The organism is Pseudomonas sp. Xaverov 83 (assembly GCF_019352905.1).
In the GTDB taxonomy this organism is placed as follows: Bacteria; Pseudomonadota; Gammaproteobacteria; order Pseudomonadales; family Pseudomonadaceae; genus Aquipseudomonas; species Aquipseudomonas yamanorum.
This window is the reverse complement of record NZ_JAAAFU010000003.1, coordinates 61,525-85,242: the sequence shown is the minus strand read 5'-3', so window position 1 is coordinate 85,242 and position 23,718 is coordinate 61,525. Positions and strand designations below refer to the sequence as shown.

Below are 23,718 nucleotides of genomic sequence, written 5' to 3'. Positions count from 1 at the left end.
CTTTATATCAAGGTATAAGTCCGAGCAATTAAATTGCACACAATTGAATTGCCTACTATCGTTCAGTTCTTCTCATTTCTTCCGAGGCACTGCCATGAGCGACAACCTGCTGAGCATCCCATGCACCACCATCAAGGGTGAGCAAAAGACCTTGGCCGATTTCGCCGGCAAGGCGATTCTTGTGGTCAACACTGCCAGCAAGTGCGGCTTCACCCCGCAATACAAAGGGCTTGAGGAACTCTGGCAGCATTACAAGGACCAGGGGCTGGTGGTGCTGGGCTTTCCCTGCAACCAGTTCGGCAAGCAGGAACCGGGCAACGAAGGCGCCATTTCCGAGTTTTGCGAGCTGAACTTCGGTGTCAGCTTCCCGCTGTTCAAGAAGATCGACGTCAACGGCAGCGATGCTCACCCATTGTTCGTGCAGCTTAAAAAACAGGCCCCGGGTTTGCTGGGCTCCAAGGGCATCAAGTGGAACTTCACCAAGTTCCTGATCGGCCGCGACGGCCAGGTGGTCAAGCGTTTTGCCCCGACCACCAAGCCTCAGGACCTGACCCAAGAGATTGAAGCCCTGCTCAAATGACCGACCTGTCTTTGGCACTTGACGACCAACTGTGCTTCAAGCTCTACGCCGCCTCCCGCGCGGTTACCCGGGCCTACAAGCCGATGCTCGATCAGTTGGGGCTGACCTACCCGCAATACCTGGTGATGCTGGTGTTGTGGGAATGGCAGGCTGCAGCGGTGTCGCAGCCTACGGTCAAGGCCTTGGGCGAGCGCTTGATGCTGGATTCCGGCACGCTGACGCCGCTGCTCAAGCGCCTGGAGCAGCTGGCTCTGGTGCGGCGTCAGCGCAGTGCGCAGGATGAGCGTGAAGTGCACCTGAGCCTGACCGATGAAGGTCGACACTTGCGTGACCAGGTACAGCCGCTGAAGGCCCGCCTGTTGTGTGACAGCGGGGTTGACCTGAACCAGGCCGATGCCTTGCGTGACGGCCTGGATCAGCTGTTGCGACAGATCAAAGACTTGTCGTAGTCGGCACCCACAGGTCGAGCAACGCCTTGAGTTCTTCCCGGCGAAACGGCTTGGCCAGGTAGTCATTCATGCCTGCCGCCCGGCAGCGCTCACGCTCCTCGGACATGGCGTTGGCCGTCAGCGCGACAATCGGCAGGTCCGGCCAGCGCCCGCTGCGACGGATTTGCCGGCTGGCCTCATAGCCATCCATCACCGGCATATTGCAGTCCATCAACACCATGTCGAAGCTTTGTTCTTCCAGCAGCTTGAGGGCTTCGCCACCGTGGGCGGCGACAATCACCTCGCAGCCGAGCTTGCCGAGCATGCCCTTGGCCACCAGTTGATTCACCGGATTGTCTTCCACCAGCAGGACGCGTGCCCGGTGAGCGAGTGGGCCGGTTTCCAGCTGGATCAGGTCAAGCACCACGTCCGGATCGATGCGCAGGTTGCGTTGCAGAATCTGATACAGCGCCGTGCGGCTCAGGGGCCGGGCTTGTTGTTGCAGCGGCGCCAGGGCCGCGACTTCTTCGCTGGGCATGAAGTTGCCGTAGGCGGTCACCACCAGGATCGGAGCGGTGATCGACGGGCGCAGGCGAAACAGGCATTCGGGGCAGTCGGTGATCAACAGGTCAGGGTTCTGCCCACTCAAGTCATCGTCAATGGAGTAGCAGCGCGGCGTCAGCCCCCAACTCGGCAGCAGGCTATTGAGCAGTTCCGCCAGGCCGCTACTGCTGCTGGTGATCGCGATCACGTCCCCAGCCAGCGGCGCCAGGCGCACAGCCGGTAAATGTGTCGGCAGTGGCAGGTCGGCGCAGAACTGGCTGCCAAAGCCGGCCTCGGAGCTGATGCTCAGGCGGCCCTTCATGGCCTCGCACAGGTTGTGGGTCAGCGCCAGGCCCAGGCCGGTGCCGCCAAACTGGCGGGTGATGCCCGCACCGGCTTGGGTGAACGGCTGAAAGATTTTGACCTGAGCATCCTGCGCAATCCCGATACCGGTGTCGCACACCTCGATTTTGACCCGGCCGGCCTGGGCGCTGAGGCGCACGTCCACCCGGCCAAAGCGCGTGAACTTCAGGGCGTTGGACAGCAAATTGCTGACGATCTGCCGTACCCGCGTCGGGTCGCCCAGCACTTGGGCGGGAAACTGCGGGTCGATCAGGCACGTCAGCTCCACGCTGGGTGCGGCGTTTTGCGAGAGCAGGTTGGCGGTGTCTTCCACCAGCGAGCCAAGGTCGAACGGGATGCTTTCCAGTTCCAGTTGGCCGGCGTCGAACTTGGACAGGTCGAGGATATCGTTGAGCAACTCCACCAGTACTTTGCCCGAGTCATGGGCGATCGACAGTTGCTGACGTTGCTCGGCATTCAGCGGGCTGTCGAGGGAGAGGGCGATCATCCCCAGCAGGCCGTTGAGCGGCGTACGGATTTCATGGCTCATGTTGGCGAGGAACGCTGCCCGTGCCTGGGCCATGGACAGGGCCGTCATCTTCGCCGCTTCCAGTTCGTCGTTCGACAGCGTCAGTCGATGATTGATGGCCTTGAGTTCGGTGGTGCGCGCAGAAACGATGTCTTCCAGTTGCCCGAGGTATTCAGTCAGGCGGTTTTCGGCGTGTCGGCGTTGCTGGATCTCAGTCTCCATGTTTTCAAACTGCTGGTTGGCAACGTTGACCAGTACGCCGATCTCGTCGTGCTCGTGCCCCGGCGGGCAGTCCAGGCGCTCGTGCTTGCGTGAGCTCAGCTCGCGGATGATGCGCACCAGCGGCTTGGTCAGCATCACGTAGAACAGCGCCAACAGAATGCCGGTGAGGATCAGACTGCGGGCAAAGCCGTTGAGCAGGGTAATCTCGGCGCGGCGCAGGAAGCGGCTGCCGAACGCGTAGGTGTCGACGTCCAGGCGCAATACGCCAAGGGCGTCATTGGGCATATGAGTGAGGTACAGCCGGTCTTCGAATTGGCGGTTGGCGCCAAACAGGAAGTCGCTGATGGGACGGTAGCTGCTTTCCTTGCGCGGGCGTTGGACATCGGCCAGTACCAAACCGTTGTTGTCGATCAGTTGGGCGCGGGTGATGGCAGGGGAGTGCAAAAGCCCCAGGGTCAGCTCCTGGGCCAGTTCGGCGTCGATGTTATAGGCGATGCGTGAAGCCGGGTTATGGCTGATTTCAATCAGCGCACGTATTTCCCGGTTGATGGAAGCGTCTTCGCTGGCATAATCAATCCCAATCTGTATCAGGCTGAGCAAGGTTCCCAAGACGAATCCGACCAGCACTGTCAGTCTGGCTTGTTTATAAGACAAGCGGTGGGCGAACTTGATATCCATCGGGTGCTGTACCACTTTACGTTTCCTTTCGCCCGGCAAGCATAGCTGAACATCCACAGGCTCAAACTTGCCCGGCATGAATCGATTTTATTCGGTGCAGCCCTGCACGGTCTGCCCCAGGGTTGCCAATACGCCATCTTTTACAAGAACTTGCCAGAGGAATAGTCGTGGATTCTCGATTGAATGCCTTTCTTGAGCGTGCCGACGCGGTACTGGCTCGCCTGGAGCCCTTGTTACCCGCGCCACGCGAGGCCGTTGACTGGAACCATTGCCTGGCTGCCCGCTGGCAGCGCGAAGGTCGCAGCGGCTTTTTATTGCCGCTGGAAGTCAGCCTGGACATGCGCCTGTCCGACTTGATCGGCGTGGATAAACAGCGCGAACAATTGGCCCGCAACACCCAGCAGTTTCTCGACGGCCTGCCGGCCAACCATGCGTTGCTCTGGGGTTCGCGCGGCACCGGTAAATCGTCCATGGTGCGCGCCTTGCTGGCCCAGCATGCCAAGGCCGGTTTGCGCCTGATCGAGATCGAGCGCGATCACCTGGCGGACCTGCCGCGAGTGGTCGAGCAACTGATCAAATTGCCACAGCGCTTTGTGTTGTTCTGCGATGACCTGTCCTTCGAAGCCGGCGAGAGCGATTACCGGGTGCTCAAGAGTGTACTCGACGGTTCCCTGGAGCAGGCGCCGGAAAACGTCCTGTTGTATGCCACCTCCAACCGTCGTCACCTGGTGCCCGAGAACCAGAGCGATAACGAAAACTGGAAAACGATAGACGGCGAACTGCATCCGAACGAAGCGGTGGAGGACAAGATTGCCCTGTCTGACCGTTTTGGTTTGTGGCTGTCGTTCTACCCGTTCAATCAGGAGCACTTCCTGGATGTGGTCGAGCACTGGATCGGTGAGTTGGCGAACAAGGCCGGTTTGCAGTGGCAGCGCGATGAAGAGCTGGACATCCTAGCGGTGCGCTGGGCAACCGGGCGTGGCAATCGCAACGGCCGTTGTGCCTATCAGTTCGCCCGCTATTGGGTGGGCCTCAAGTTGTTGGAGCGTCAACCATGATCGATTTGCAACAGTCCGGAGTCGGCCTTGATGGCTACGCCATGCTTCATGCACAGTTGGAATCGCTGTTGGCGGATGAGCGGGATTTCATCGCCAATGCGGCGCAGTTTTCGGCGTTTCTGTTCAACCAGCTGGATGACTTGAACTGGGCGGGCTTCTACCTCAACCGCAATGAAGAGTTGGTGCTCGGGCCTTTCCAGGGGCAGATCGCCTGTGTGCGCATTCCGTTTGGTCGCGGTGTGTGCGGTGCGGCAGCGGCCTCGCGGCAAACCCAGCGGGTGGAAGACGTGCATGCATTCCCGGGGCATATCGCCTGTGACAGCGCGTCCAACAGCGAGCTGGTGGTTCCGCTGGTCAAGGACGGGCGCTTGATTGGTGTGCTGGACCTGGACAGCCCGTCGCTGTCGCGGTTTACCCCGCAGGATCAGGCCGGCATCGAGCAGTTGGCGGCGATTTTCCTGCGGTTGACCGATTGCTGATGGACTGAGTCTTTTTGTAGGAGCGAGCAAGCTCGCTCCTACAAATTACCGACGGTCGAGCACGTCCAGTTGCATCTGCAGCATCCTTTCCAGTTCAAGCATGGATTTCTCCATCGCCTTGATACCCACCTCGATAACGTGCTGATTCTCGCCTTGGCCACAGGCCTGCTCCAGCGCCTCGCATTGTCCGGCCAGGATGTCCGCCTGGATGATCCGTGCGGCGCCCTTGATCTTGTGAGCCTGCTCGATCAGGTCCTGGGGGGCCGCTTGTTGCGCCAGCAGGACCATCAGTTCGGCTCGATCATGCCGGCTGCTGCTGAGTAACTCTTCAAGCAGGCGCTGGCTCAACTGAGGGTCGCCGCCTGTCATCGCGTCCAGGCTTTGAAGGGTGAACACGCTGCGCATGGGCAGCGGGCAGACTTGTGCCAGTTGCTGTTCCAGCGCGGTGAGGCTGATGGGTTTGAACAGGCAGTCATTCATGCCCGCGTCGAAGCAACGTTGTTTCTCCTCGGGTTGGGCGTTGGCGGTAAAACCGAGTATCACACAGGGCGTTTTTTGCTCACGCTGCTCATACTCGCGGATGGAATGACTCAACTCGTAGCCGTTCATGATCGGCATATTGCAATCGGCAATGACCAGGTCGAAGTGTTCCTCGCGCCATGCCTGGAACCCCGCAGCGCCATGATGGGCCGCGGTGAACTGATGCCCCAGGAACCCCAGTTGCTGGCACATGAGCAAGCGGTTGGCAGGATGGTCATCCACCACCAGCACATTGAGTACCGGTGCCGGCGTGGTCGCGGCAGGCTCCAGTTTATCTACCGCCTTGACCGGCTGCAGGCTGGTCATCTTCAGGCTGACGTGCACCTGGGTGCCCACCATGGGCACGCTGCTCAGGCTCAATTGCCCGCCCATCATGGCGCATAGGCTGCGACAGATCACCAGGCCCAGGCCGGCGCCGCTCCTGGCCAGGTGCCCGGAGTTGTCGGCTTGGGCAAAAGGTTCGAACAGGCGTAACTGGTCTTCGCGATTGATCCCGATGCCGGTGTCCTCCACCACCAGCTTCATCTCGATTTGTTGAGGTTGCCCGGTCGCCTTCAATTGCACCTTGATCTTCACCTGGCCGCGTTCAGTGAACTTGATCGCATTGCTCACCAGGTTCGACAGCACCTGCTTGAACCGCAACGGATCGATCAGTACGTCGGTGTCGCCGGCATCGGGTGTGAACTCCAGCACCAGGCTCAGGGTTTTCTGGCGCGCCAGGCCGTCGAACACACGGACCACCGACTCGATCACCTCGCGCAGGTTGACCCGCTCCGGCGCCAGGCTCAGGCGGCCGGATTCGATGCGTGCGATGTCCAGAATGTCGCCGATGAGCTCCAGCAGGTCCTTGGCCGAGTTGTAGGCGACCTCAATGGCGGGGCGATCGAGGTGCCCCTGGTCGGCGCGCTTGAGTGTCAACTCGAGCATGCCGATGACGGCGTTCATCGGTGTGCGGATTTCGTGGCTCATGGTGGCCAGGAACGTGCTTTTCGCACGGTTGGCTTCGTCGGCACGCTCCTTGGCGGCGCGAAGTTCATCGAACAACTGGCGCCGTTCGCTGATATCGATCCAGCCGCCAATGATGCCCTGGACCTCGCCCGTGGAGTCGCGGTACGGGAGAATCCAGTGGTAGATCGTGAGTTTTTTCCCATGGACATGCAGGGTGCGATCAAGGATCAGTGGTTTGCCCTCGGCCACTACCCGCTGATAGTCGGCATGGTATTGGGCCGACTCCGTCTCTAGCGCCATGCTCATCTGGGTGATGCTCTTGCCGATGACGTCTTCACGCTTGACGTCGAACGTCTGCAGGTAGCTGTCATTGCAGGTTTGCAGAAAGCCGTTGTGGTCGCGTACGTAGATCGGATGGGGCGTTTCATTGACCAGCGCCCGCATGAACTCGAACTGGTCGTTCAGGGCGCGCTCGGCCAGTTTTCGATGCTTGATCTGACGCTGCAGGTAGCCGTTCCAGGCCAGGGAAATCAACAGCAGCAGACCGGTGCCGATGATGATCTGTGCAATCAGGCGGTGGTAATTGCGCCAGTAGCCATCGGATGCCGCGTTGTAGCCGCGCCAGCGGCTGTTGATCGCCGCCATCTCATCCGGGGCGATACTCAGCAGCGCCTTGTCCAGAATCGAACTCAGCTCCGTGGCATCACGGGACGTCGCCAGGGCAAAGGTCGCGGGCAACGTGCCGATGCTGGAGCTGATCTGCAATTTGTCCTGGAATGCCGGAGAAGAAAGTAGATAGTTGGCGATCACCAAGGGGTTCACCGCGCCGTCCACCTGCCCTTGTGCCAACAATTCCGATGCTTTGAAGGTATCCCCGGTTTCCACCAGGTTTATCTGCGCAAACGCCTGTTGCAGGAATTTTTCCAGCTGATTGCCCTGGGTAATCGCCAGGCGCTTGCCGGCCATTTGTTCAAGGCTTGTGGGCGCGCCCGGCTCTTTGCGGGTCAGCAATACATAGGAGTTTTCCAGGTAGGGGCGGCTGAAGTTCAACCGGGACTCGCGGCCGGTGCTGGGGGTAATTGCGCCGATGATGTCGGCTGCGCCGGTTTGCACCAGTTCAATCATGTTGGCGACGTTACGCTCGTGTTGAATCTTGAAGCGCAGGCCGGTTCGCAGGCGGATCAGCTCCAGCAGATCGGCTGTGACACCCCGGAAGTTGCCGTCGGTATCGAAGAATGTCAGGGGCGCAAGGGTTTCATTGACCACCACCTTCACCACCGGGTGATTCTTGAGCCAGCGCTCTTCACGCAGGGTCAGTTGCAGCTTGCGGTCGGTCAGGAGAATGTCGCTGCCCGCACTCCAGCGCTTGGCGATGCTGTCGCGTTCATAGGTTGATATGCCATCGAGCACTGAGTCGATGATGCTCAGGAGAGTGGGTTGATCCTTGCGCAAGGCGAAGCTGAATCCGTGGGCCTCGTGCTTGCCGAAGTTGGCCATGCGGATATTTTTCAGGTAGCCCTTGTTGATCATGTAATGAGTGGAAATGGTATCGCCCAGGAATACATCAGCCTGGTCGAATGCCACCGCGTTCAAGGCATTTTGATAGGACGGGTAGGCGTGGATGGTCGCCTTTGGATACAGCGCCTGCACTTCATCCATGGGCAGGTAGTGGTAGACAAGGCTCAGGCGCAAGCCCGCCAGGCCGTCGCCAAGGTTACGGTTTTCACCTTCACGGGTGACCAGTACCGGCTGATCCACCGCGTAGGGCAATGACAGGGCGATGTCGGGATTCGCCGCTTCAAAGCCGTTGGCGGACCCCAGAAAGTCGATATCACCGTTTTGCAGTGCCTGGATCGCGGCTTCCCGGGTGGAGTAGCGCAATACCTTCAGCGGTATTGCCAGCGTCCTGGCCACCAGGCCGGCGTAATCGGCGGTCAACCCTTCATAATCCCGCCCGCTGGAGGTGATGTCGAAGGGCGGGTAGTCTGGCGCTGACGTGCCCAGTATCAGTTCCCGTTTGTTCTGCAGCCACTGGCGTTGTGTCTTGTTCAGTGATGTGTCCAGTTGAACGGCACCGGCGCGCCCCAGCAGCGCGTATTGCTCGGGAGCCGTTTGTTCGGCAGGCACGGCAGTGCTGAGGCACACCCCGATACTCAATATGATTAGATAGTCCTTTAAACGCCTGGGCATCCGATTTCTCACACTAGCGCGTTACGTTTTGCCATCTCGATAAGTTCTACCAAGGATTTGGCTTTTAGTTTTTGCATGAGCCTTTTTTTGTAGGTGCTGACAGTCTTGTTACTGAGAAACATGCCCTTGGCTATTTCCTTGTTCGTCCGGCCTTGTGCGAAAAGTTGCAATACCATGAGTTCGCGATCATTGACGACTTTGAAAAGTTCGAGCTCTTCATTGCAATCTGTTTCACTAGTGCTGCCATTAAGGGCCTGGCTTGGAAAGTAGTTGTAACCTGACAAGACTGCCCTGATGGCACTCAGTAGCTCACTTAAGTCACCTTCCTTGCAGACATATCCGTCGGCGCCGGAGCGCATGCACCGTGTGGCGAACAGCTTCGGGGTCTGGGCGGTGAGTATCAACGTCTTGGTCGGCGTGCTCATTGAGTTGAATCGGCACAATACTTCCAGGCCGTCGAGTTTAGGAATACCGATATCAAGGATGATCAGGTCCGGCTGGCACTCCTTGACCATTTGTATGGCGTCACAACCATTGTCGGCTTCTCCAACTACTTTATAACCTTCATGTTCCAACAACATTCGAATGGCAAGTCGTATAACAGGGTGGTCGTCGATAATAAAAACTGAGTTCATGATCATATTCCATACAAGCGCAAATAAAGTCGGCACATTAGCTCACATGGCAATGCAGGAGGATGAGCTTGATGTGGAACAAACGTAAAACAAGAATATTCCTACATCAAAAAAAGCAACGGATTACGCTCTGTCGGGTATTTGTTGTTCGGGTGTAAGAATTTTGCGTGAGTGGAATTTAAAAATAAGTGCCCGTGGCGGAGCAGCGTTATAACGAAGAGTTTTCGAAGTGGGCGGGCGTTTAACTTCCTACTTTCCTGTTGAGCGGGGAGGGGCGCGATTGGCGTATGAGTTCGCTCAGCTCAAAGTGGTTCAGCGGCTTCGACAAGTAGCCAAGTAACGGAAAGTTGCGCTCGTGTGCCTGGGCGTTGAGGTTTTGCAGTTCGTTCACGGGCAGGCCGCTGAGCAATATCGCGGATTTTATAAAGCCTCTGCGGTTGGCGATTTCAATCAACTCCAGCCCGGGCAGGTCCGGCAAACATTGATCACACAGCAGAATATCGAATGGCCTGTCGGTTTCTGTCATCAGGCGCATTGCCTGCTCGGCGTTCTCAGCCAGGGCCAGGTTGTGGTAGCCATAGTTTCGCAACAGGCACTGGGTGGCCAGCAATTGAAAGGGGTGATCCTCCACCAACAGGATACGAAGTTGTTCGAGCATGGGTTTTTCCATGAAATGGCCAAGTGCCCTGAAGACGCTCCGCCAGGGCGTGTAGTTAGAAGGTAATGGGCCCGCCAGCGATGGGGCGCAGAAATGTGTCGAAAGACTGCGGTTTGGGCGCGCGATTATTCATCGCGGCGGGGAGGAACTTCGATCAGGCCGCTCTGTTCCGTGCGTAGGGCGATTCTTTGAAAAGCAGCCCTGGCCATAAGCCAAGGCGCTGCTTCATTGCGGGCTGGAACGCCCGGTCATTTCTCGGGCCATCTCACTGGCGTAGCTGTCGGTCATGCCGGCGATGAAGTCGATCATGCGCAGGAAGGAGGCGTGCAATGACCACGACGGGTTCGGGGCGCTATTGCCCAGCAGGTCGAGGATGCGCCGGTTCTTGAACGACGGGGTGCGACCGCCATGTTGTTCCAGGGCCGCACCGCAGAAGGCGTTCAAGAGAATTTCCAGGGTGGTGTAGGCGCCGATTTCATGCAGGGTCTTGCGCTTGTCCTGGAAGATTTTCTTGCGCGCCATGTCCTTGGCATCCAGTACGCAACGCTTGGCGGGGCCGTGCATATGTTCCACCAGGTCCCCCGGCAGGGTGCCGGCCAGCAACGCTTCCTGTTGTTCGACGAACGCCCGGGCAGCAGCGTTGGTCAGGTGTTCGATGGCCTTGCCCCGCAGAATCGCCAGTTTGCGTCGCCGGGAATCCTGCGGGCCGAGTTGCCGGTAGGTTTGCGGTAAATCATCGCCCACCAGGTCCAGTAGCAGGGACTCGACCTCGGCGTATTCCAGCAGCTCCATTTCCAGTCCGTCTTCGAGGTCGATCAACGCGTAGCAGATATCGTCGGCCGCCTCCATCAGGTACACCAACGGATGCCGGGCCCAGCGCTGTTCTTCCAGTTGCGGCAAGCCGAGCTTCTGGGCGATCTGCTCAAGAATCGGCAGCTCGCTCTGGTAGCAGCCGAACTTGTGTTTCTTGTAGCCCAGTGAGTCGGCGTGGCGCGCGGTCCAGGGGTATTTCAGGTAGGTACCCAAGGTGGCGTAGGTCAGCCGGGTGCCGCCGTCGAACTGGTGGTATTCCAGCTGTGTGAGTACCCGGAAGCCCTGGGCATTGCCTTCGAAATTCAGGAAGTCATTGCGTTCGGCGCTGGTCATGTCATCCAGCCAGCCACGCCCCGACGCCTGCTGGAACCAATGCCGGATCGCGTCCTCGCCGGAGTGACCAAAGGGCGGATTGCCGATGTCGTGGGCCAGGCAGGCCGACTGCACCACCATGCCCAGGTCGCTCGGGTCACACCAGTCGGGCAGGGCGCTGCGGAGGGTCTCGCCCACACGCATGCCCAGAGACCGTCCCACGCAGCTGACTTCCAGGGAATGGGTCAGCCGCGTATGGATGTGATCGTTGCTGGTCACCGGATGCACTTGGGTCTTGCGGCCCAGGCGGCGAAATGCGCCGGAGAAGATGATGCGGTCATGGTCTTTGTGAAACGGGCTGCGGCCCAGCTCTTCGGGGCTGTGCAGCGGTTTTCCAAGGCGTTCGCGGGTAAGCAGGGTGGGCCAATCCAAGGCGGGTACTCTCCGTGCGGTGAATGACGCCTCCCAGCTTCCCGGTTCAGCCGGGCCTTCGCAAGCGAAAAACTACAAGCCGACGGCGTCGATATCGATTAACAGCAGGCGCCGACCGTTATCAAAGAATTGTCCGGCAGTCAGGCAGTATTGGTTGGTCGTGGCATCGCGATAGGTCGAAGACAGGGTCAACCGCCGCTCCTCCCAACCTTCGGCCAGCAGGTGATAAAAATACGGGCGCCATGACCAGTTATGGCCCAGGTAGCGGCCGTCGGCTTGCCACGCGCCCTGGTGCCATTCGAAGTTGGGCGTCAGTTGCGTGCCATGCCGGTCGCACTGGTAAAAACGCAGCAGCCAGGGAAATGCTGGCAATTGTGGCAGTTGGCTCAGCGGTGCATGGGTGTGGGCCCAGGTTTGCAGGATCTGCATCAGTTCCGCCAGTTGCTGGCGCAGTTGCATGATCCGGCCACGCTCCGCCAGCTTCTGTTGGACATACGCGGTGCGCAGTTGGGCGAAGCGCGGCACGAATGCGTCGGTGGCGAACCAGTCCAGTTGGGCCTGGGCGAACAGGTAACCCTGGACATAACGGGAACCGCATTCCAGGGCGAAATTCAGCTGGGCCTCGGTCTCGACGCCTTCGGCAATGATCCAGCAGCCGGTTTTTTCCGCCATTTGTGCCAGCGCCCGCACCACGTCCCCGCTCGGCCCTCCCCGGGCAGCCGCCTGGAACAGGCGCATGTCCAGCTTGAGGATGTCGGGCTGCAAGGCCAACACGCGGTCCAGCTGCGAATACCCGGCGCCGAAGTCATCAATGGCAATCCGCGCTCCGGCCTCGCGGTAGCGTTCCACGACTTCGGCCAAGCGCAGGATATCGCCACCCAGCTCAGTGATCTCGAACACGATGCGGCGCGGGTCGACGTTATGCACCTGCAACTGCTTCAGGCTCGGCAAGGCCTGCCCCGGGCGCAGCCGGCTGATCCAGCGTGGCGAGATGTTCAGGCTGAGGAACCACTCTTGCGGGGCCTCATGCAGACGGCTCAGGGCATTGTCGCGGATCTGCCGGTCCAGGCGGCGCAAGGCCACGGAGGGCGTGCGCGGATCGGCAAACAGCGGACCCACCGAGCGCAGTTGGCCATTCGCCTGGCGTAGTCGGCCCAAGGCTTCTACGCCGGCGATGCGGCCGGTGGCGGTGTCGATGAATGGCTGGAAGCAGGCGAGCGGTTGCCCGTCGATCACAGGGCCTCCTTAAAAGACCGGAATAAAAAGGCCCGACCCTCAACGGTGAGGGCCGGGCCTGATCTGTTTGCAAGAATGCAGCCAGCGCGGCTCAACTTTTGCGCGAAGCACCTTGCATGGCCAGTTTGATCAACGGGATCAGACCGGCGCCAAGCCGTACGAGGCGAGTCATGGTGCCGATCCCGCCGCTCTTGGCGCCTTTGCCGGTAAGAAAGCCCAGCAGCGTCACCACGCCTACGCCCCACAGCGGCGCGTGCTTGATGCCGAAACCGTCCTGCCAGCTCTGGCCCATGTTGCGGACCTTTTGCAGCGGCAGCATCAGTTGCTGAGACTCGTGACGAATTTCCTGGCGGTGCATTTCCATGCGCAGGCGGATCAACGCCTTGCGCATCTCCCGCCGGGAAGTGTTTTGCGGCAATTCAGTCATGCTCATGGCAGCAGGCGCTCCCGGTCGTTGGCCAGCTCTTCGAGGGTGGCGTGGAACGGCGTGGATTCATCGAACACCGCCGCCTTCAGGCGCAACCCGCAGAACGCTGCGGCCAGTATGTAGAACACACACAGGCTGATGATCCCGGTCAGGCGGTAGGTATCCCACACCAGAATCATCACCAGCGCCGACAAACCCACCAGTAACAGCAAGGCAAACACCAGCGCCAGGCCGGCGAACAGCAACAGGCTGACGGTGCGGGCCTTCTGCTCCTGCAACTCGATGCCAAACAGCTCGACGTGGCTGTGCAGCAAACCCAGGACAGCCGCGCCCAGGCGCCGCGAGGTAGAACTTGGGCCCGTGGACGAGCCGGATTCGCCGATAGACATAGTTAGCGCCTTGTAGCCAGCAAGCCGATCAAAAAGCCCACGCCCGCCGCAATACCAACGGACTGCCAAGGGTTGGCCTGGACATAGTCTTCAGTGGCCGTGACGGCCGCCTGGCCGCGCTCGCGCAGGGAGTCTTCGGTCAGTTGCAGGGTTTCACGGGCCTTGAGCAGGCTGTCGTGAATCTTGCTGCGCAGCTCGTCTGCCTGGTCACCGGCGAGGATCGCCGTGTCGTCCAGCAGCTTCTCGGTATCGCTGACCAGGGTTTGAAAATCCGCCATCAGTATTTCTTGAGCAGTCTTTGCCGTTTTTCTGGCCATGGTTATCTCCGTGAGTAGCGGGTCTGTTTACTTTTGGTTTCGAGTCACCGGCATCGGTGAAGGTTCACTGCAATTGTCTGGTACAGCTTTTGCTTTGCCTTGGTGCGCAGGCCTGGGGCCTTGCGCTGAATCCGGGCGGTTGGGGCTAAAACCCCGAAAAACCTTACCCTAAATAACTAAAACTCGCGGAAAAACCCTGTCGGATTCTGCCTTTCTCAATGATCGCTGCGCTAAAGCGGTTCACGGCCTCAACAGAGGGGCGGACCGCCGGTGCCAATTTAGTGCGCATCATGAAGGTCATGAACTGCTTTGGTGCTTTTTCCTGCATGTGCAGGCCTGCCATCCTCCATGGAAAATTTGCAAAGTGCGGTGGATACCCTCGTCCACAGTTCCAACACGCTGTTCATTCTGATTGGTGCGGTCATGGTCCTGGCCATGCACGCCGGCTTTGCCTTCCTGGAAGTCGGCACCGTGCGCCAAAAGAACCAGGTCAATGCCCTGTCGAAAATCCTCAGTGACTTCGCCATCTCCACACTGGCTTATTTCTTTATAGGCTATTGGATCTCCTACGGCGTGACCTTCATGCAACCGGCGGCGGTGATCAGCGCCGACCACGGCTACGGCCTGGTGAAATTCTTCTTCCTGCTGACCTTCGCCGCAGCGATCCCGGCGATCATTTCCGGGGGGATTGCCGAGCGTGCACGGTTTGTTCCGCAACTGTGCGCCACCGCTTTGATCGTAGCCTTCATCTACCCGTTTTTCGAAGGCATGGTGTGGAACGGAAATTACGGGCTGCAAGCCTGGTTGCTGGCCAGCTTCGGCGCGAGCTTCCATGACTTTGCCGGCAGCGTGGTGGTGCACGCCATGGGCGGCTGGCTGGCGCTGGCGGCGGTGTTGCTGCTCGGCCCGCGCCAGGGACGTTATCGGGAAGGGCGCCTGGTGGCGTTCGCGCCGTCGAGCATTCCATTCCTGGCGTTGGGCTCGTGGATTTTGATTGTCGGCTGGTTCGGCTTCAACGTCATGAGTGCGCAAACCCTGTCCGGGGTTAGCGGGCTGGTGGCGGTCAACTCTTTAATGGCGATGGTCGGTGGCACCGTGGCGGCATTGGTGATCGGGCGTAACGACCCAGGCTTCTTGCACAACGGTCCGTTGGCCGGGCTGGTCGCGATCTGTGCCGGTTCCGACCTGATGCACCCGGTAGGCGCGCTCGTGACAGGTGTAGTGGCGGGTGGCTTGTTCGTCTGGTTCTTCATCGCGGCCCAGGACCGCTGGAAGATCGACGATGTGCTGGGTGTGTGGCCGCTGCACGGGCTGTGTGGCGTGTGGGGCGGGATCGCCTGCGGGATCTTCGGCCAGACCGCCCTGGGCGGCCTGGGTGGCGTGAGCCTGATCAGCCAGTTGATCGGCACCGCGCTGGGTGTGGTGGTAGCCCTGGCCGGCGGCTTCCTGGTGTATGGGGTGATCAAGCGCGTTTACGGGCTGCGCTTGAGCCAGGAAGAGGAGTATTACGGCGCGGATTTGTCGATCCACAAGATTGGCGCGGTCAGTCAGGATTGAGGGGCGGTTTCCATTTAGGGTGTTATGTCTTGCCGCTGATAGTATGGGCAAACAACAATAGCCAATAGCCAGGCGACGCCCTTTCAAACGGAACTTGAATGCCAACCTCTCAACGATTGCCCCTCGCCTGTAGGCCAATAAACATCTTGGGGTCGGGGCATGCACTGCCTGAACACATCGTCACCAGCGCGCAACTGGATGCTGAACTTGGCCTAGTGGCCGGCAGCGTCGCGCGCATCAGTGGTGTCACCCAGCGGCACGTTGCCGGCCGTAGCGAAAACGCCGCGAGCCTCGGAGCCATCGCCGCGCGCAGGGCATTGCTGGCAGCGGGGCTGGCGCTCGACCAGATTGACCTGGTCGCTTGTGCCAGCGGTACCATGGACCAGGGCATGCCGTGTAACGCCGCATTGTTGCACCGCGAATTGGGGCTGGGCGATTCCGGCATTCCCGCCATGGACATCAATGCCAGTTGCCTGGGGTTTATCGCCGCGGTTGATACGCTGTCCTGGCCACTGCTTGCCGGACGCTACCAACGCATTTTGCTGGTGTGTTCGGATATCGCTTCCTGTGGCCTGGACTGGCAGCAGGTGGAAGTCTGCGCAATCTTCGGCGACGGTGCCGCAGCGGTGGTGCTGGCCGTCAGCGACGGCGGGTCGAAAATCCTCGCCTCGAACCTCAAGACGTATTCCGAAGGCGCAGATATGTGCCAGATTCCTGCCGGTGGTTCGCGTCATCACCCACGGCGAATAGATGGGCCGTTCGAACCGCTGACCAGTTTTTCAATGCAGGGCAAAAGCGTGTTCCGACTGGCCGCCAAACATCTGCCCATGCTGGTGGATGAGCTGCTTAGCCAGGCCGGTTTGACCAAGCCCCAGATCGATTGGGTCATCCCTCACCAGGCCAGCCAACAGGCGATGCAACATGCGGCCCGGCGCCTGGGGTTTGCCCCGGAACAGGTCATCGATATCTTCGCCCGGCACGGTAATCAGGTGGCCGCGTCACTGCCCACCGCACTGGATATCGCCATTCGTGACCAGCGTATTCAGCGCGGCCAGCGGCTGATGCTGATTGGCACCGGCGCGGGCTTGTCCCTTGGCGGCATGGTGCTGGAATACTGATGAAAATTCTCGTCACCGGTGGCACCGGATTCATTGGCCGGCACATTGTCTGGCGCCTCGCCGGCCAAGGGTGTGAAGTGCAGTTTACCGGCCGTAATGCCCGCGCTGCGGCCGAGGTCATTGGCCTCAGCCCTGGTGTGGCATCTTGGGTACCGCTGGAGCACGGTACGTCAGGGGCTTGCAGCACAGTGCTCGATGCCTCGCTGGATTGTGCAGCAGTGGTTCATTGCGCGGCGTTGTCCTCGCCATGGGGCACGCCGTCGGCATTTGCCCGGGCCAATCTTGATTCCACTGCCGAGGTGCTACATGCCTGCCGCGTCAACCAGGTGAAGCGGTTGGTGCATCTGTCCACACCCAGTCTGTATTTTGCGTTCCGTGATCGTCTCGGCATTCGCGAAGACGAACCGCTGCCACCGCCGGTCAACGAATATGCCCGCAGCAAGGCGTTGGCGGAAGGACGGGTGCACGAAGCCGGGCTTGCTGAAGCGGTGATCCTGCGCCCACGGGCGGTGTTTGGCCCATGGGACGCCACCTTGATGCCACGTTTGCTGCGGGTGATGCAGCGCGGGCCGGTTCCTCTGATGCGTGGCGGACAGGCGCAACTGGACCTGACCTGCGTCGACAACCTGGTGCACGCGGTGATGTTGAGCCTGACCCAACCGCTACCGCGGGCGGTGTGCACCTATAACGTCAGCAATGGCACGCCGTTGACTGTCGCGGACTTGCTGCAACGCGTCGCCAATCAGTTTCAACTGAACCTGCGCACCCGGCGCTTGCCATGGCGATTGATGGACGCGGTGGCTCGGATGCTGGAAGCCAGCGCACACCTGAGGGGCAGCGGCGAGCCTTTGCTGACGCGGTATGGTGCCGGTGTGCTGGCATTCAGCCAAACCCTGGACCTGAGCACCATCCGAAACGAGTTAGGCTACCGCCCGCTAGTGACGCAGGACGAAGGCATTCGCCAGCACGCGCAGTGGTGGCTTGCCCAACAAGGAGTGGGAGCATGAGTCGTACGGTGAGCCTGAGTGTGCTGCGGGCCGGCTGGTGCCAACATCTGGAATGCATGGCCGATCGGGGAGGGCGCTGGGCACCGACACGCTTTCCGGCGTTGTGCGGCTTGATCCGACATCCCGACGCGGGCTGGATACTCTACGACACCGGTTACGCCGAACACTTTTTTAGCGCCACACAGGCACTGCCTGAGCGCCTGTATCGCACCGCGGTGCCGGTCGAGTTACCGGTGAAAGAACAACTGCTCGCGCAATTACGCGCGTTCGGTATTGGTCCCGATGACATACGCACGGTGATCATTTCGCATTTTCACAGCGATCATATCGCCGGGCTCAGAGACTTTCCCAAGGCCACGTTCATTGCCCTGGATGCCGACCGCAAACACATCGAAAGCCTGCGTGGCCATCGCTGGCGAGCGACCCTCGGCGGTCACCTGCCGGCCTTGTTGCCCGACGATTTCGCCGCGCGCTTGACCCTCGCCGATACCTGCAAAAAAGCTGCGTTGCCGCAGTGGATGGCGCCTTTTCGCCAAGGCATCGACTTGCTTGGCGACGCCAGCCTGCTGGGCGTACCGCTGCCGGGGCATAGCGAAGGACAGTTGGGGTTGTTCATACCCGATGCCCAGGGGCGGCCAGTGTTTCTGGTGGCCGACGCGTGCTGGTCGATGCCTGCCTGCCGTGCTGGGCGGCTGCCAGCGCCACCGGCCTTATGGTTTGCCAGCCACGATGCCCAACAGTATCGTCAAACCTACAGCGGCTTGGGCACCTTGATCCGCCGCGAGCCGGCCGTAGCGGTCTTGCCTTCTCATTGCACCCATGCCTGGGAGGCGTTCGGCGATGAGCGGTGAGCGCTTGATTGGCACATTGCGCAGCGCGCTCAGTTTCCTGCATAGCCGCTACCGGTTGAGATTTACCCGCCGGGAACAATTGGAAGCCTGGCAGGCTCGGCAGCTGAAGTACTTCCTGCGACGGGTATTGCCTCAGTCTCAGCGTTTCAAGGGCAAGGTGGTGACGGATTTGAGCACGTTGCCGCTGATGGACAAAGCCACGTTGATGGGGGATTTCGCCGGGTTCAACACCCGCGGCTTGAGCCTGGAGGAGGTGCTGCCGCTGGCACGCCAGGCTGAAGTATCCCGGGATTTCAGCCCGACGCTGGGTGACATCACCGTCGGCTTGTCGAGCGGGACCTCGGGAAATCAAGGCGTATTCCTGGTCAGTAGCCTGGAGCGGCAACGATGGGCCGGGATCCTGCTGGCTCGCGCTTTACCGCGTCATCTACTGCCACGCCTGCTTCTCCCATGGCATGCGCCGCTGCGCATTGCGTTCTTTCTACGGGCCAACAGCCGGCTCTATACGACACTGGCGAGTCGTCGCATCGACTTTGCTTTTCACGACCTGACCCTGGGATTCGACGCAGCGCTGGCGCGTCTCAACACTCAGCAGCCCGACGTACTGGTGGCGCCGGCTACGGTACTGCGCGGGTTGGCCGAAGCAGAGCTGGCAGGGCGACTCTCCATCCGTCCCAGCCATATCCTGTCAGTGGCGGAAGTCCTCGAAACAGCCGATGCTGAAGGGGTACAGGCAGCGTTTGGCGTGGCTCCGCGGCAGATTTACCAGGCCAGTGAAGGCTTTCTTGGCTACACCTGCGAAAACGGCACTTTGCACCTGAACGAAAGCCATCTGCACATCGAAGCGGATTGGCTGGACGCCGCGCGCACACGTTTTCAGCCGATCATCACCGACTTCTCCCGACGAACCCAGTTGATCGTGCGTTACCGTCTCAACGACGTTCTCCGGGTTGCCCAGGCGCCTTGCGCTTGTGGGCGTGTCGAGCGTGCGATTGCCGCCGTCGAGGGCCGTGTGGATGACATTCTTTGGCTACCCGACTTGAGCGGTGTTCAATTGCGAGCGCTCTATCCGGATGTGCTGCGGCGCACCTTACTGATGCATGGCGAGTGCTTGCAGGAGTATGAAATCCATCAGCAGGGCTTGCACTGGCAGATCAACGTGCAATCTGCTGCCAACTACGCCGACCTGTGCCAGGCCTTGATGCAGAGCATTCACGCATTGTGCTGCCAACAGGGGCTGCAACTTCCCGCATTGAGCTTTGGCCAGTGGCAGCCGCCGCCGGCGTATGCCAAGCGCCGCCGCCTGAAACTGCTGCAACTGCCCGAGGGTATGCCATGCATGTACTGATTCTTGGCGCGCGCGCCCCAGCCTGCCTGGAATGGGCGCGGGCCTTTGATGAGGCGGGCTGGACGGTCAGCGTGGGGGATTCCTTGGGCCAGCCGCTGAGCCGTTTCAGTTGTTCGGTGCAGCACTTTGTACGCCTGCCGGAACCTCGACAAAATCCAGCAGCCTGGATCACGGCATTGGCACAGGTGATCCAGGCGCAGCGCATCGATTTACTGCTGCCCACCTGCGAGGAAGTGTTTTACCTGGCCCACGGTCTCGAACGCCTGGCGCCGCTTTGCAGGGTGTTGACCGGCGATTTTGCCTTGCTGCATCGCTTGCATCACAAGGGTCGTTTCGCAGCCATGACGGCGGGCTGGGCGTTGGCGGCTCCTGAAACCCGCCTGTTGACTGATCGCCTGGAGGTACAGGCATTGACGTGTGAAGCGAGCCAGTGGGTGTTCAAGCCGGCATATTCGCGCTTTGCCTCCCAGACGTTGATCCGCCCGACAGTCAGGCAACTGGCAAAGGTACAGCCCAGTGAAGCGGCGCCTTGGGTGGCGCAGCGGTTTATCGAGGGCCGTGAATATTGCAGTTTCAGCGTCATGATCGACGGTGAGTTGCGCGCCCATAGCTGCTACCACCCGCGCTACCGGGTGGGACGTGGGTCGGGGATTTATTTCGAGCCTTGCGCACCGGCGCCGGTGCGCCAGTTCCTCGAACAATTCGGTCGCGAAACTGGCTACACCGGGCAGGTGGGTTTCGACTTTATTGAAGATACGGCTGGACATTTTCATGTGTTGGAGTGCAACCCACGAGCCACCAGTGGTGTGCATCTGTTCGATAATCAGCGCAGGCAACTGGTCGCCAGCCTGAGTGGCAGCGGCGTGCTTGAGCCGACCTGCGAACCCCGGATGATTGCGCTGGCGATGCTCCTGCTGGTGGCGCCAAAGCAGGTGTTGAACGCGGGGTTCTGGCGTGACTATGCCGATGCCCGCGATGTGATTACCCGCAAAGGTGATTTCTGGCCGCTGACCGCGCAAGTGCTGAGCCTGGCTGAAATTATCGCGCGCGCGGCTTCCCGGCGTTGCGGCCTGCTGGCCGCGTCCACCGCAGACATCGAGTGGAACGGCCAGCCGTTGAGCGAGGACCTGCCATGAGATTGCTACTCGAAGAGCAACTGCTCAGTGAGCCCGTCCGCGCCCACGACAGCCTCGCCCGGCGCTATGTGCGTACGTGTGCCGGCGGCGCGCTGATCGGCAACGTCATTACCCGCATGGCGCTGCTCGACACAGGGACGCAGCAGTTTCCCGTCAGTATCACCGAGGGCCTTGAGCCGGATGACAACTGCTACGTGGTGTCGCCTCAAACTGCTTATAGCGGCTACGCCCGTGAAGAGATCAAACGCCTTGGCCGGCCCTGGCTGACTTGGCCGCTTAAGATCCTGACTCAGGGCGTGAACCATCTGCTGCGCCGGGCCAATGTCGACAAACTGGTACAGGTCAACAACTGGCTGCTGTCCACCAACCTCTACCCAGGCGACTGGGACATCACCGAACTGTCGGCGATCACCGCCTTGTTGCGTCGAACGTTTCCCGATCATGGGTTTGGTTTTCGCTCTCTGAATGACTTCAGCAATCGGGAGCTACGCCTGAATCTGGAAAGCCTTGGCTACCTGAGTATTCCCAGCCGACAGGTCTATCTGTTCGATGGACGGGCTGGGGCGCAGGCTTCATTTCTTAAGCACCACAACACTCGGCTGGACGCCACGTTGCTGCGCCGCAGCCCCTATGAAGTGGTGCCGGGCGCGGCGCTGGATGACGCTGACTTTCAACGCATCGAGCATCTTTATAACCTGCTTTACCTGAACAAGTATTGCAGGCTGAACCCGCACTATAGCGCCCAGTGGATGCAGCGCGGCCAACGTGAAGGTTGGTTGGAGATGCGGGCTTTACGCAATGCTGAGGGGCGCATTGACGGTGCCCTTGGCTGGTTTGCCAACGCTGGGACGCTCAGCACCCCGATAGTGGGTTACGACACCGCCCTGCCGCAGCGGGCCGGGTTGTATCGCCAACTCACGCGGTTGTGCTTGCAAGAGGCGGTTGAGCGCGGCGTGGTGTTGAACTTCAGCTCGGGCGCTGCCGAGTTCAAACGCTTGCGCGGGGGCCAGCCGCAGATCGAGTACAGCCTCATCCATGTCGCCCATTTGTCCTGGGGTCGCAGGTGGGTGTGGCATGTCCTGAGTCACCTGTTGCATGGCATCGGTGTGCCCTTGATGCGTAAGTTAAAACTATGAGTCAAGTAAACGGCTGGTGGCCGGTAGCCTTGAGCCACGAGCTGCGAAATGCGCCGTTGGCACGCCAGTTATTTGGCCTGCCGTTGGTGCTGTTTCGGGGTGAAGGTGGGGACGTCGCTGCTTTACCTGATCGCTGCCCGCATCGCTTTGCGCCATTGAGCGCAGGCAAGGTTCGCGATGGGCAGATCGAATGCCCCTATCACGGTTGGCGATTTGCCGCCGATGGACGTTGTACGCGGGTGCCGGGCACAAAACTGGCAACCTGCAGCAAGCCGTTGCTGGATAGCTGGCATAGTTGCGAGGCCGACGGGCTGGTATGGGTCAGTCTTGGTCCTGAGCGTCCTCAAACACCTCCCACTGCGCCTGCCCCGCAACAGCAGGATCTGGACACGTTCTGGATGACCGATCAGGTGCAGTGTTCACTACAAGACGCTGCGGAGAATTTTCTCGACGGTTTTCACACGCATTTCGTGCATGCCGGGTGGATACGCCACGACAGGCAGCGGCAAAAACTCAGTGTTCGTGTGCGCGCCCTCGCAGATGGTGTCGAGGCAGTCTATAGCGAAGAGGGCAAGCAATCAGGGTTGATCTCGCGCTGGTTCGAGGGGGAGCGTGGCGTCAGCATGGGACGCTTTCGCTTGCCGGGTTTGGCAGAGATCGAATATCGCGATGCGCGCGGCGGACTTAACCTGCTGGTCAGCGCCTGGATGACGCCGGATGGCGATGGCCAAGTGCGCTTGTTTGCCCGGATTGCCACGACGCGCGGGGTATTGCCGGGGCTACTCAAACGGTTGGTATTGCGCCGGTTGTTCCGGGTGATCTTGCGCCAGGACCGTCAGATCCTGGAGCGTGTCAGCGCTAATCGAGTGCGCTTTCACACCACACCTGCGACGCCCCTGGATGGGCCGCAAGACCTGCTTGGGCCGAGCATTCGGCAGTTGCTGGAGCACGGCCAGCCACTGGTCTTTGCCGAGCGGGAGCTGGAGATCTGGCTCTAGGGGCATGAGGATGGGGTCGTGTTGCCAAGAGCCGATATCCGGGTGTACCTCATCCACCCGTGGTGGCTCCTGTTGTTGGCCATGCTGATCTGCACTGTCCCGACGCTGGTAGAATAGGCACCTGATTCTTCTCGGACCCTTTGCCATGCTTCCTGAATGTCAGTTGTTCGGCACCTTGGGCTGCCATCTTTGCGAGTTTGCCGAAGCGGAAATCATGCCGTTGGTCGAACACGGCCTGCTGGTGGAGTTGGTGGATATCGCCGATTCCGAGGCCTTGTTCGAAGCCTACGGCCTGCGGATTCCGGTGCTGCGCCGGGTGGACACGGGCGCTGAGCTGGACTGGCCGTTCGATGAAGCGCAGGTGGTGAGCTTTCTCCTCTAGTACTCGGCGATGGCGAGTTCCCGATTATTCAGTTACTGTATGTTTGTACAGCGATTGAATGAGAGGGAACGCCCGTGGTGAATGTTGAACAACTGAAAAGCAGCGTCAATCGCATGTCCGCCGACGTCGTGCGCGATGCGGTGAACGAGCTGCGCCTCGATGGCCTGGTCACGGAAGGCAAGACGCCGTTTAACAAAGTGCATTTCAATACCTGCTTTGCCGAGATCGAAGCGCTGTTTCAGCGTGCCGGTTATCACAAGCAGTTGGATGTGGTGGGCTATCAGGGCTTGCTGTATGCGCTTTACGATCCGGGCCGCTGGGAAGCGGTGGATGTGCTGCGCTGGCTCAAGGAATTCACCGAAGCAGCCAGTGCGTCGCCAGTGCTGCGTGGGGAATTGGCCAAGGCCTGAATCTGTGCTGGGCCTGATC

Annotated in this window: 23 protein-coding genes; 14 read left to right on the top strand and 9 right to left on the bottom strand. The window is 60.1% G+C overall.

The features are described from left to right. The first annotated feature begins 94 nt into the window (after positions 1-94). On the top strand, positions 95-580 hold the full coding sequence (locus K0H47_RS02130; RefSeq protein WP_003209061.1) for a glutathione peroxidase: 486 nt from the start codon (positions 95-97) through the stop codon (positions 578-580). Then, on the top strand, positions 577-1,029 hold the full coding sequence (locus K0H47_RS02125) for a MarR family winged helix-turn-helix transcriptional regulator (protein ID WP_017479956.1): 453 nt from the start codon (positions 577-579) through the stop codon (positions 1,027-1,029). Before K0H47_RS02130 ends, K0H47_RS02125 begins: the two co-directional genes overlap by 4 nt. Here the strand turns inward: K0H47_RS02125 and K0H47_RS02120 are convergent. Next, complete coding sequence (locus K0H47_RS02120; protein WP_063032065.1) at positions 1,013-3,322, bottom strand: response regulator; 2,310 nt, start codon at positions 3,320-3,322, stop codon at positions 1,013-1,015. The genes K0H47_RS02125 and K0H47_RS02120 overlap by 17 nt on opposite strands. A 167-nt stretch (positions 3,323-3,489) precedes the next feature. Here K0H47_RS02120 and K0H47_RS02115 point away from each other — a divergent pair, with 167 nt between their 5' ends. Further along, positions 3,490-4,380, top strand: a complete 891-nt coding sequence (locus tag K0H47_RS02115) for an ATP-binding protein (RefSeq protein ID WP_063032063.1) — start codon at positions 3,490-3,492, stop codon at positions 4,378-4,380. Next, positions 4,377-4,859: a GAF domain-containing protein gene (locus K0H47_RS02110; protein WP_063032061.1), complete on the top strand. Its 483-nt coding sequence runs from the start codon at positions 4,377-4,379 to the stop codon at positions 4,857-4,859. Before K0H47_RS02115 ends, K0H47_RS02110 begins: the two co-directional genes overlap by 4 nt. Positions 4,860-4,904: 45 nt before the next feature. Here the strand turns inward: K0H47_RS02110 and K0H47_RS02105 are convergent, their stop codons facing one another. From K0H47_RS02105 to K0H47_RS02070, 8 genes are all read right to left on the bottom strand, one after another. Then, positions 4,905-8,537 (bottom strand): transporter substrate-binding domain-containing protein, encoded by a 3,633-nt coding sequence (locus K0H47_RS02105; RefSeq protein ID WP_219271832.1) that lies wholly within the window; start codon positions 8,535-8,537, stop codon positions 4,905-4,907. 8 nt (positions 8,538-8,545) lie between these two features. Beyond that, positions 8,546-9,172, bottom strand: a complete 627-nt coding sequence (locus K0H47_RS02100) for a response regulator transcription factor (protein WP_063032057.1) — start codon at positions 9,170-9,172, stop codon at positions 8,546-8,548. A gap of 241 nt (positions 9,173-9,413) precedes the next feature. Next, the gene (locus tag K0H47_RS02095; RefSeq protein WP_201142878.1) at positions 9,414-9,830 is read right to left on the bottom strand and encodes a response regulator; all 417 of its coding nucleotides are present in this window, start codon (positions 9,828-9,830) and stop codon (positions 9,414-9,416) included. A 225-nt stretch (positions 9,831-10,055) separates the two neighbouring features. Beyond that, positions 10,056-11,387, bottom strand: a complete 1,332-nt coding sequence (locus K0H47_RS02090; protein WP_219271831.1) for a deoxyguanosinetriphosphate triphosphohydrolase — start codon at positions 11,385-11,387, stop codon at positions 10,056-10,058. A 72-nt stretch (positions 11,388-11,459) separates the two neighbouring features. After that, positions 11,460-12,623 carry an EAL domain-containing protein gene (locus K0H47_RS02085; protein ID WP_063032053.1) on the bottom strand — a complete coding sequence of 388 codons (1,164 nt, stop codon included), beginning with the start codon at positions 12,621-12,623 and terminating at the stop codon, positions 11,460-11,462. Between the two features lie 91 nt (positions 12,624-12,714). Beyond that, positions 12,715-13,056 carry a hypothetical protein gene (locus K0H47_RS02080; RefSeq protein ID WP_063032051.1) on the bottom strand — a complete coding sequence of 114 codons (342 nt, stop codon included), beginning with the start codon at positions 13,054-13,056 and terminating at the stop codon, positions 12,715-12,717. Continuing rightward, positions 13,053-13,439, bottom strand: coding sequence for a phage holin family protein (locus K0H47_RS02075; protein WP_003209078.1), 387 nt, complete (start codon positions 13,437-13,439; stop codon positions 13,053-13,055). The genes K0H47_RS02080 and K0H47_RS02075 overlap by 4 nt, the downstream gene beginning before the upstream one ends. Before the next feature lie 2 nt (positions 13,440-13,441). Next, entirely contained in the window at positions 13,442-13,756 is a 315-nt protein-coding gene (locus K0H47_RS02070; RefSeq protein WP_026078283.1) for a YqjD family protein, read from the bottom strand. Between the two features lie 348 nt (positions 13,757-14,104). Between K0H47_RS02070 and K0H47_RS02065 the strand changes: the two genes are divergently transcribed. The 10 genes from K0H47_RS02065 to K0H47_RS02020 all read left to right on the top strand — a co-directional run bounded on the left by K0H47_RS02065 (position 14,105) and on the right by K0H47_RS02020 (position 23,699). Beyond that, positions 14,105-15,313, top strand: coding sequence for an ammonium transporter (locus K0H47_RS02065; protein ID WP_063032047.1), 1,209 nt, complete (start codon positions 14,105-14,107; stop codon positions 15,311-15,313). A gap of 98 nt (positions 15,314-15,411) precedes the next feature. Next, a complete protein-coding gene (locus K0H47_RS02060) occupies positions 15,412-16,431 on the top strand; it encodes a beta-ketoacyl-ACP synthase 3 (protein ID WP_063032046.1) in 1,020 nt (339 codons plus the stop codon). Next, a complete protein-coding gene (locus tag K0H47_RS02055) occupies positions 16,431-17,438 on the top strand; it encodes an NAD(P)-dependent oxidoreductase (protein WP_219271829.1) in 1,008 nt (335 codons plus the stop codon). The genes K0H47_RS02060 and K0H47_RS02055 overlap by 1 nt, the downstream gene beginning before the upstream one ends. Further along, positions 17,435-18,289 carry an MBL fold metallo-hydrolase gene (locus K0H47_RS02050; protein ID WP_063032041.1) on the top strand — a complete coding sequence of 285 codons (855 nt, stop codon included), beginning with the start codon at positions 17,435-17,437 and terminating at the stop codon, positions 18,287-18,289. The genes K0H47_RS02055 and K0H47_RS02050 overlap by 4 nt, the downstream gene beginning before the upstream one ends. Continuing rightward, complete coding sequence (locus K0H47_RS02045; protein ID WP_063032039.1) at positions 18,279-19,637, top strand: F390 synthetase-related protein; 1,359 nt, start codon at positions 18,279-18,281, stop codon at positions 19,635-19,637. Before K0H47_RS02050 ends, K0H47_RS02045 begins: the two co-directional genes overlap by 11 nt. After that, positions 19,625-20,773, top strand: coding sequence for an ATP-grasp domain-containing protein (locus K0H47_RS02040; protein WP_063032037.1), 1,149 nt, complete (start codon positions 19,625-19,627; stop codon positions 20,771-20,773). The genes K0H47_RS02045 and K0H47_RS02040 overlap by 13 nt, the downstream gene beginning before the upstream one ends. After that, the gene (locus tag K0H47_RS02035) at positions 20,770-21,909 is read left to right on the top strand and encodes a hypothetical protein (protein ID WP_063032035.1); all 1,140 of its coding nucleotides are present in this window, start codon (positions 20,770-20,772) and stop codon (positions 21,907-21,909) included. The genes K0H47_RS02040 and K0H47_RS02035 overlap by 4 nt, the downstream gene beginning before the upstream one ends. Further along, positions 21,906-22,907 (top strand): aromatic ring-hydroxylating dioxygenase subunit alpha, encoded by a 1,002-nt coding sequence (locus K0H47_RS02030; protein WP_063032033.1) that lies wholly within the window; start codon positions 21,906-21,908, stop codon positions 22,905-22,907. Before K0H47_RS02035 ends, K0H47_RS02030 begins: the two co-directional genes overlap by 4 nt. A 145-nt stretch (positions 22,908-23,052) precedes the next feature. Next, positions 23,053-23,289, top strand: coding sequence for a glutaredoxin family protein (locus tag K0H47_RS02025; protein ID WP_026078284.1), 237 nt, complete (start codon positions 23,053-23,055; stop codon positions 23,287-23,289). Positions 23,290-23,363: 74 nt separating this feature from the next. Beyond that, positions 23,364-23,699, top strand: a complete 336-nt coding sequence (locus tag K0H47_RS02020) for a hypothetical protein (protein WP_017479971.1) — start codon at positions 23,364-23,366, stop codon at positions 23,697-23,699. Positions 23,700-23,718: the final 19 nt, after the last annotated feature.